This window comes from Bacillus sp. FAU18 (genome assembly GCF_056033885.1).
Genome location: NZ_JBVYHZ010000003.1, coordinates 216,107 through 225,000, shown reverse-complemented (window position 1 = coordinate 225,000; position 8,894 = coordinate 216,107). Strand labels below are relative to the sequence as shown.

7 protein-coding genes and 1 rRNA gene (1 of these 8 cut by a window edge) are annotated in these 8,894 nt (G+C 44.0%); 3 read left to right on the top strand and 5 right to left on the bottom strand.

Annotation, left to right across the window (positions count from 1 at the left end; genetic code table 11):
* Both AC0OMU_RS01315 and AC0OMU_RS01310 read right to left on the bottom strand, forming a co-directional pair.
* Positions 1–1,510, bottom strand: a 16S ribosomal RNA gene (locus tag AC0OMU_RS01315) (it extends 40 nt beyond the left edge of the window).
* A 295-nt stretch (positions 1,511–1,805) separates the two neighbouring features.
* Complete coding sequence (locus AC0OMU_RS01310) at positions 1,806–2,690, bottom strand: nucleotidyltransferase-like protein (protein WP_003243727.1); 885 nt, start codon at positions 2,688–2,690, stop codon at positions 1,806–1,808.
* Positions 2,691–2,897: 207 nt separating this feature from the next.
* Between AC0OMU_RS01310 and AC0OMU_RS01305 the strand changes: the two genes are divergently transcribed.
* Complete coding sequence (locus AC0OMU_RS01305) at positions 2,898–3,251, top strand: YgzB family protein (RefSeq protein ID WP_014113119.1); 354 nt, start codon at positions 2,898–2,900, stop codon at positions 3,249–3,251.
* A 34-nt stretch (positions 3,252–3,285) separates the two neighbouring features.
* Here AC0OMU_RS01305 and perR read toward each other — a convergent pair whose 3' ends face one another.
* Both perR and bcp read right to left on the bottom strand, forming a co-directional pair.
* Positions 3,286–3,723: a peroxide-responsive transcriptional repressor PerR gene (perR, locus tag AC0OMU_RS01300; RefSeq protein WP_003223285.1), complete on the bottom strand. Its 438-nt coding sequence runs from the start codon at positions 3,721–3,723 to the stop codon at positions 3,286–3,288.
* Positions 3,724–3,845: 122 nt separating this feature from the next.
* Entirely contained in the window at positions 3,846–4,319 is a 474-nt protein-coding gene (bcp, locus tag AC0OMU_RS01295; RefSeq protein ID WP_474240853.1) for a thioredoxin-dependent thiol peroxidase, read from the bottom strand.
* A gap of 152 nt (positions 4,320–4,471) precedes the next feature.
* Between bcp and AC0OMU_RS01290 the strand changes: the two genes are divergently transcribed.
* Together AC0OMU_RS01290 and AC0OMU_RS01285 are read left to right on the top strand one after the other, a co-directional pair.
* A complete protein-coding gene (locus AC0OMU_RS01290; protein ID WP_015383155.1) occupies positions 4,472–5,761 on the top strand; it encodes a glutamate-1-semialdehyde 2,1-aminomutase in 1,290 nt (429 codons plus the stop codon).
* A gap of 218 nt (positions 5,762–5,979) precedes the next feature.
* A complete protein-coding gene (locus AC0OMU_RS01285; RefSeq protein ID WP_014663280.1) occupies positions 5,980–7,041 on the top strand; it encodes an aromatic acid exporter family protein in 1,062 nt (353 codons plus the stop codon).
* A gap of 76 nt (positions 7,042–7,117) precedes the next feature.
* On the opposite strand, the gene AC0OMU_RS01280 is transcribed toward AC0OMU_RS01285, so the two are convergent.
* Positions 7,118–8,860, bottom strand: coding sequence for an ABC transporter ATP-binding protein (locus AC0OMU_RS01280; protein WP_047182319.1), 1,743 nt, complete (start codon positions 8,858–8,860; stop codon positions 7,118–7,120).
* Positions 8,861–8,894: the final 34 nt, after the last annotated feature.

Sequence of the window (8,894 nt, the reverse complement as noted above, 5' to 3'; positions counted from 1 at the left end):
TGTTACGACTTCACCCCAATCATCTGTCCCACCTTCGGCGGCTGGCTCCTAAAAGGTTACCTCACCGACTTCGGGTGTTACAAACTCTCGTGGTGTGACGGGCGGTGTGTACAAGGCCCGGGAACGTATTCACCGCGGCATGCTGATCCGCGATTACTAGCGATTCCAGCTTCACGCAGTCGAGTTGCAGACTGCGATCCGAACTGAGAACAGATTTATGGGATTGGCTTAACCTCGCGGTTTCGCTGCCCTTTGTTCTGTCCATTGTAGCACGTGTGTAGCCCAGGTCATAAGGGGCATGATGATTTGACGTCATCCCCACCTTCCTCCGGTTTGTCACCGGCAGTCACCTTAGAGTGCCCAACTGAATGCTGGCAACTAAGATCAAGGGTTGCGCTCGTTGCGGGACTTAACCCAACATCTCACGACACGAGCTGACGACAACCATGCACCACCTGTCACTCTGCCCCCGAAGGGGACGTCCTATCTCTAGGATTGTCAGAGGATGTCAAGACCTGGTAAGGTTCTTCGCGTTGCTTCGAATTAAACCACATGCTCCACCGCTTGTGCGGGCCCCCGTCAATTCCTTTGAGTTTCAGTCTTGCGACCGTACTCCCCAGGCGGAGTGCTTAATGCGTTAGCTGCAGCACTAAGGGGCGGAAACCCCCTAACACTTAGCACTCATCGTTTACGGCGTGGACTACCAGGGTATCTAATCCTGTTCGCTCCCCACGCTTTCGCTCCTCAGCGTCAGTTACAGACCAGAGAGTCGCCTTCGCCACTGGTGTTCCTCCACATCTCTACGCATTTCACCGCTACACGTGGAATTCCACTCTCCTCTTCTGCACTCAAGTTCCCCAGTTTCCAATGACCCTCCCCGGTTGAGCCGGGGGCTTTCACATCAGACTTAAGAAACCGCCTGCGAGCCCTTTACGCCCAATAATTCCGGACAACGCTTGCCACCTACGTATTACCGCGGCTGCTGGCACGTAGTTAGCCGTGGCTTTCTGGTTAGGTACCGTCAAGGTACCGCCCTATTCGAACGGTACTTGTTCTTCCCTAACAACAGAGCTTTACGATCCGAAAACCTTCATCACTCACGCGGCGTTGCTCCGTCAGACTTTCGTCCATTGCGGAAGATTCCCTACTGCTGCCTCCCGTAGGAGTCTGGGCCGTGTCTCAGTCCCAGTGTGGCCGATCACCCTCTCAGGTCGGCTACGCATCGTTGCCTTGGTGAGCCGTTACCTCACCAACTAGCTAATGCGCCGCGGGTCCATCTGTAAGTGGTAGCCGAAGCCACCTTTTATGTTTGAACCATGCGGTTCAAACAACCATCCGGTATTAGCCCCGGTTTCCCGGAGTTATCCCAGTCTTACAGGCAGGTTACCCACGTGTTACTCACCCGTCCGCCGCTAACATCAGGGAGCAAGCTCCCATCTGTTCGCTCGACTTGCATGTATTAGGCACGCCGCCAGCGTTCGTCCTGAGCCAGGATCAAACTCTCCGATAAATGGATCACAGGTTAAGTTCACCGCATCCTGCGGCGACACCTGTGTGACCTGCGTCGTGCAGGCCCTAGTTTGACTGACTACGCACATCGCTGTGCGATTTTTTTAAAAAACTGAATTAACAGGTACGTTTTGTCTTGTTTAGTTTTCAAAGATCATTTTCACTTCTTGTTGAAGCGACTTTATTAATATAACATTTTGATTTTCTTTTGTCAAATGTTTTTTTGATTTATTTTCCCGCCGCTGTGAGCTTGTTTTCTCAGAAGCGCATCAGCGACGTTTAATAATATAACATGGTCAAGAATCAGAGTCAACACCTTTTTTAAAAGAATATCCTCGGTGATAGACAGCCTGTCCTTTAGTTTCTATCTGGCAGACGTTGATAAGTCCCTTTTCTGTCAAGTAATCAAGCATAACGCCAAGATCTTGGGTAAAGTGCTTTAGGTCATGATGTTGAAGAAGCTCACCGAATTGCCAAATGTCTTTTTCTTTCATTACTTCGAAAAGATGCGCCGAACCGATCTCGGCTTTGGAATGGATGAGAAAATCATTTGCTAAGAATAATAATTCAAGTCTTTTTTCCAGGCTCTCGTGACTTTCAATCAGCTCGGAATATAACTTGTACACTTGCGGCTCCATCTGGCGCACTTGGCTCCACACAGTGGTTTCGGGATGGAATCCTCTGTCGATTACTTCAATACGTGCTAAATGATGCAGCGCATGAACAACGGCGTTGTAGGCATCTAAAAATTGATTGGCTTCAAAAAAAGCTTTCCCTTCAACATACCTTCTGATTAATTTGCCGTATTCGAGTCCGATCTTCAGTTTACGTTCGGCAAACGGAAATGTATTCAGCCTGTCAATCAGTTCAACTACGTATTCATTACGGTCAAACAAAACTCTGCCATTTACAATCCAATCTATGATTCTTCTATTTGTTCCGAGCAAAATCCATTCTTGAATCTGAGAATCTGTTACCACATGCAAAGAAGCTGTTTGATGATCAAATTCATAATGCTTTATAAAAACTGGCTCATCAGCATCCTTTACAATCACCAGCAAAGCTGCATCAAAGTTATCTGTTAAGGAAGATGTTTTGTTTCTTCTCTCAATCATAATGACAGCCAATGTGTTGGGATGACTTGCTCTTTCTTGGTAAATTGGACGGAGAAGATTTTCCATCACTATTCCTCCAATACAATTGTTCAAATTTTTTTATTCTCTATTTGATTCAATTCTATGGTTAAAACGAAATTCCTTTTTTCTAAACACATTGAACTATTATAAACAATTTCACAGTAACTCTCCATATATAAATTCCAGTTCAACCGAAAACATGAAGAAAATCCCATCGGGTTTGTGCTATAGTTAAATCAGAGGGGGATGGACATGGCGAAATACTCCAGCAAAATTAATAAAATCAGAACATTTGCGTTAAGTTTGGTTTTCGTTGGGTTTATCATTATGTACATCGGGATCTTTTTTAAAGAGTCAGTTTTGCTATCTAGTTTGTTTATGATACTTGGACTTTTATCCATTGGTCTCAGCACGGTTGTTTACTTTTGGATCGGAATGCTTTCGACCAAAGCGGTTCGCGTCATTTGTCCGGGCTGTGAAAAAGAGACAAAGGTTTTAGGAAGAGTCGATATGTGCATGCATTGCCGAGAGCCGCTGACTTTAGATAAGGGATTAGAAGGAAAAGAATTTGATGAGTCTTATAATAAAAAGAAAATGTCGAAATAAAATAAGCTGACCGTTTCGTGCGGTCAGCTTATTTTTAATGATTTTCTTTTTTCGAACACTCTTGGCAGACGCCGTAAATTTCTAAACGGTGGTGGCTTACCTTGAAGCCCGTGACGTGGGCAGCGAGCTGTTCCACTTCATCAAGGCCCGGGTAGTGGAAGTCCACAATTTTACCGCAGTTTTCGCAAATCGCGTGATAGTGATCGGATGTCACAAAATCGAATCTGCTGGAAGCATCACCGTATGTGAGCTCTTTTACCAAACCTGATTCCCGGAACACACGCAAATTGTTATATACTGTCGCTACGCTCATGTTAGGAAATTTCCCTTCCAGAGCTTTATATATATCGTCCGCTGTTGGATGAGCCATAGAGTTAACGAGATATTCCAGAATCGCATGACGTTGAGGAGTAATGCGAACTCCGGTTTCCTTCAACGTTTCTAAGGCTTCTTTTAGTTCATGTGCAGCCATCCGTCATGCACCTCTCTTCTAAAAAAAATTCTTACATTGTAATGTTTATAATTAGTGTAACTCTTCCTACGATAATTTGTCAATTGATATCAGGGTAAAAGTAAGCATAGGCTCATAGAGATTTACTTTTCCGACATATCTTTGAGGGTTTGAAGCGCTTCGGCTACATGGTCCTTTACTTTTACCTTTCTCCATTCTTTAATGACCCAGCCTTCTTTATCAATTAAAAAAGTGGAACGCTCGATTCCCATATACTCTTTTCCGAAGTTTTTCTTCAGCTTCCACACATCAAACGCTTCTGCCAGCTTATGCTCGTCATCAACAAGAAGCAGAAATGGAAGGTTATGCTTCTCTTTAAATTTTCCGTGTTTTTCCTGGCTGTCCGGGCTGACGCCGATAATGACGGCATCCAGTTCGGCGAAGCTTTCGTGACTGTCCCGAAAATCGCATGCTTCAGTTGTACATCCCGGTGTCATGTCTTTTGGATAAAAATAAAGCACGATGTACTTTCCTTTATAATCCGATAATTTTACTGTTTCCCCATGATCGCCTTTTAACTCAAGATCAGGCGCTTTTTGTCCGATTTCTATAGTCATTACGTTACCTCCGGATGTTTTTTTATTAAGCGTATCCAATTCTTGTCCAGATTACAACCATCTCAGCTGAATCTGAAGCCCGAAGCCATTGTTCTTGTTCGGAAGCATGCTACAATAGAAAGGACGCATGGAGATATAGGAGGTTTTTATTCTTGCATACAAAATCAATTGAACTTCACAATGAGGCATTACAGCACATTGTCGGCGGTGTAAACAGCCCGTCTAGATCATATAAAGCAGTCGGCGGCGGTTCTCCTGTTGCAATGGAGAAAGCAAGCGGCGCTTATTTTTGGGATGTGGACGGCAACAAATACATCGATTATTTAGCGGCGTACGGTCCGATTATTACAGGACATGCCCACCCGCATATTACAGAAGCGATTAAAAAAGCGGCAGAGAACGGTGTATTGTATGGAACACCAACGAAACATGAGGTTACATTTGCAAAGATGCTCAAAGAAGCCATTCCCGCTATGGACAAAGTAAGATTCGTCAATTCGGGAACAGAAGCCGTTATGACGACCATCCGCGTGGCTCGCGCATATACAGGCCGGACAAAAATCATTAAATTTGCGGGCTGCTATCACGGGCATTCGGACCTTGTGCTTGTCGCCGCAGGCTCCGGCCCGTCTACTCTCGGCACACCAGACTCAGCCGGTGTACCGAAAAGCATTGCAAACGAAGTGATCACAGTTCCATTTAATGATATCGATAGCTATAAAGCGGCTCTTGATAAATGGGGCAGTGAAATCGCGGCGGTTCTCGTTGAACCGATTGTCGGCAACTTCGGTATCGTCGAGCCGAAAAAGGGCTTCTTAGAAAAAGTAAATGAATTGACACACAATGCAGGCGCTCTCGTTATTTACGATGAAGTCATTACGGCTTTCCGCTTTATGTATGGCGGCGCGCAGGATCTCTTACAGGTGAAACCGGATTTAACAGCACTCGGAAAAATTATCGGCGGCGGACTTCCAATTGGCGCCTATGGCGGCAAACAAGAAATCATGGAGCAGGTAGCTCCGCTAGGGCCTGCTTATCAGGCAGGAACAATGGCAGGGAACCCCGCTTCCATCCTATCAGGCATCGCTTGTCTGGAAGTGCTCAAAGAGGAAGGCGTGTATGAAAAGCTTGATCACCTTGGCGCTATGCTGGAGGAAGGCATATTACAGCATGCAGAAACACACGGCATCACGATTACTGTCAACCGGTTAAAAGGCGCACTCACGGTTTATTTCTCTGATGAGAAAGTCGAAAATTACGAGCAGGCTGAACGTAGTGACGGAGAAACGTTCGCGACGTTTTTCAAACTGATGCTGGAACGCGGAATTAATTTAGCACCTTCTAAATATGAAGCCTGGTTTATTACAACAGCACATACAGAGCAGGATATTAAAGACACGCTTGCAGCGGTCGAGGATGCTTTTAAACACCTTAAAAACTAGAATCAGACAACTTGGACAGGAGCATTGAGCTCCTGTTTTTTTATGGATTCAAACAGTGTGTAAGATTTTGGTCTTTTTCTAGAAAAATAGCTTGAATATTTGTGTTGATCCCTGTATATTACTTAATTGTTTAGCAAATAAACTTACCGGGAATTTTAAGGATTAGCCATTTGCTATGTTACACAATTTACTATAGAAAGGAATGCACGCACAAACCAATGAAACTTGGTGCCCGCATTTTCAAAACCGGGATTGCGATTACACTTGCCCTTTATTTGGCTTCGTGGATCGGGCTTCCCGCGCCGATTTTCGCTGGGATTGCAGCGATATTTGCGATCCAGCCGTCGATTTACCGCTCTTTTCTCATTATTATTGACCAGGTTCAGGCAAATATCATCGGAGCTGTGATTGCCACAGTGTTCGGCCTTATTTTCGGACCCAGCCCGATTATGATCGGGTTAACAGCAGTTATTGTCATTACAATCATGCTGAAACTTAAAATTGAACATACAATTTCGATTGCTCTTGTAACAGTTATTGCGATTTTAGAATCCGCCGGTGACGACTTTTTAATGTTCGCGCTGATCAGAACAAGCACTGTGATCTTAGGGGTGCTTTCTTCCTTTATCGTCAACCTTGTGTTTTTGCCTCCTAAGTACGAAACAAAGCTGATTCATAATACCGTCGAAAACACCGAAGAAATTATGAAGTGGATAAGGCTGTCCATGCGGCAGTCAACAGAGCATTCGATTTTGAAAGAGGATATTGAAAAACTGAAAGAAAAAATGATCAAGCTTGATCAGACATATCTGCTATATAAAGAAGAGAGAAGCTACTTTAAGAAAACGACTTATGTAAAATCAAGAAAGCTTGTCTTGTTCAGACAGGCCATTATTACTGCAAATCGGGCGCTTGATACATTGAAGAAACTGCATCGTTTGGAAAACGAGATCTATCATATGCCGGAAGAGTTTCAGGAAACACTGACTGAAGAGCTTGATTACCTGCTTTACTGGCATGAACTGATTTTGATGAGGTTTGTCGGCAAAATCAAGCCGCATGATGACGCAGATGAAGAAGGCATTCGATATAAGCAGCTTTTAACAAAGTCATTTTTAAAAAATCAGCAGAATACGGATGAGGAGCTTATTGATTACAACATGCTTAATATTATGGCAAGTGCCGTAGAATATCGCGAGCAGCTTGAACATTTGGAAACACTTATCACAAGTTTTCAAACGTATCATCCGAAAGACTGCGAAATAGAAACAGAAGAGTAACCCGGTTAAACAGCCGGGTTTTTTTATATACAAAAAAATCTTATATCCTTCGTTAAAAGGATATAAGATTGATGTTTTAGTTCAAATTTTGAATGGTAAATAAGTGCTTGTACTGGCTCTCATAGTCCATGAGTTCATCATGGGTTCCGATTTCAATGATTGTGCCGTTTTCCATGACAACAATCTTATCCGCATGGGTGATTGTCGATAAACGGTGGGCGACAACAAAAGTTGTTCTATCCTTCGCCAGTTTGTCCATCGCTTCTTGAATGTAATGCTCACTTTCCAAATCCAGAGCTGATGTAGCTTCATCTAAAATGAGGAGCGGCGGATTTTTCAGGAATACCCGCGCAATTGAGATCCGCTGCTTTTGTCCGCCTGAAAGCTTAACGCCTCGTTCTCCCACCCGGGTCTCATATCCTTCTGGAAAACTCATGATAAATTCATGGGCATTTGCAGCTTTGGCGGCTTCGATTATCTCTTCAAGTGTGGCATCAGGCTTGCCGATCGCGATATTTTCCCGAATCGTTTCACTAAATAAAAAGGTATCCTGAAGCACCATACCAACCTGGTTGCGAAGGCTTCTTGCTTCATAATCGCGAATATCCGTCCCATCAATCAGCAGTCTGCCGCTTGTTACATCATAAAATCTTGGGATCAGGCTGACGAGCGTTGATTTTCCTCCTCCGCTCATGCCGACGAGAGCTACAGTTTCTCCTCTATTTACTTTTAAGGATACATCATGAAGAATATTTTCTTTGTCCTTCTCATATTGAAACGAAACGTTTTGAAACTCCACTCCTCCGCGAATCTGATCGGCCTTTATCGCATTTGGTTTGTCAGTGAGTTCATAGGGCTCGTCAATAAATTCAAACACCCTGTCCATTGATGCGATTGACTGTGTCAAAGTTGTAGAGGAATTGATCAGCCTTCTAACAGGGTTGTACATTCTGTCAATATATCCGACAAACGCGACCATTGTTCCGACTGTCAGCGGTCCATTAATGACAAAATACCCGGCGCACGCTATGACGATGAGCGGCGCCAAATCTGTAATGGTATTAACGACCGCAAAGGTTTTGGCGTTCCAATTCGTGTGGCGGATGGCTTTATCTAAGAAATGGCTGTTTTTCTCATTAAATTGAGCCTGTTCATGATCTTCTATCGCAAAGCTTCTGATGACAGGCATGCCTTGAATGCGTTCGTGCAAATGCCCCTGCACTTGAGCAAGAGCCTGTGAGCGCTCCCTTGTCAGCTTTCGTAAACGGCCGTAAAAATACTTCACTGAGATTCCGTATAATGGGAATAATACGATAGAGATCAGCGTTAATTTAACGTCCAGTGTGAGCATGATAGAGATTACAATCAAAATCGTCAGCATATCGAGCCATATATTCATCAGCCCTGTGATGACGAAATCCTTTGTTTGTTCTACATCATTAATCACTCGGGAAATGACTTCCCCTGTTCTTGTATTCGCGTAAAAACGAAGGCTCAGTTTTTGTATATGGTCAAACAGCTTAGCTCTTATATCATAAAGCACCTTGCTGGCAGTCCACTGGGCAAAATATTGCCGATAATATTCAACAGGCGGGCGCAAAATTAAAAATAAGGCGAACATGATCGCCATAATCGTGAACAATGACGTGGTTTTGTCACTGGCCGTGCCGCCTCCTTGAATAATGTCGTCAACTACGTACTTCAGAAGCAATGGGAGAGCAAGCGGAATGGAAAATTTTACGATCCCGATTAACACTGTAACGAAAATTTGCTTCTTATAAGGTTTGACGAATTGCATGTAGCGTTTCATAACCCCCACGTTGATTCCCCCTCTCTCTTTATCATGATGTGTG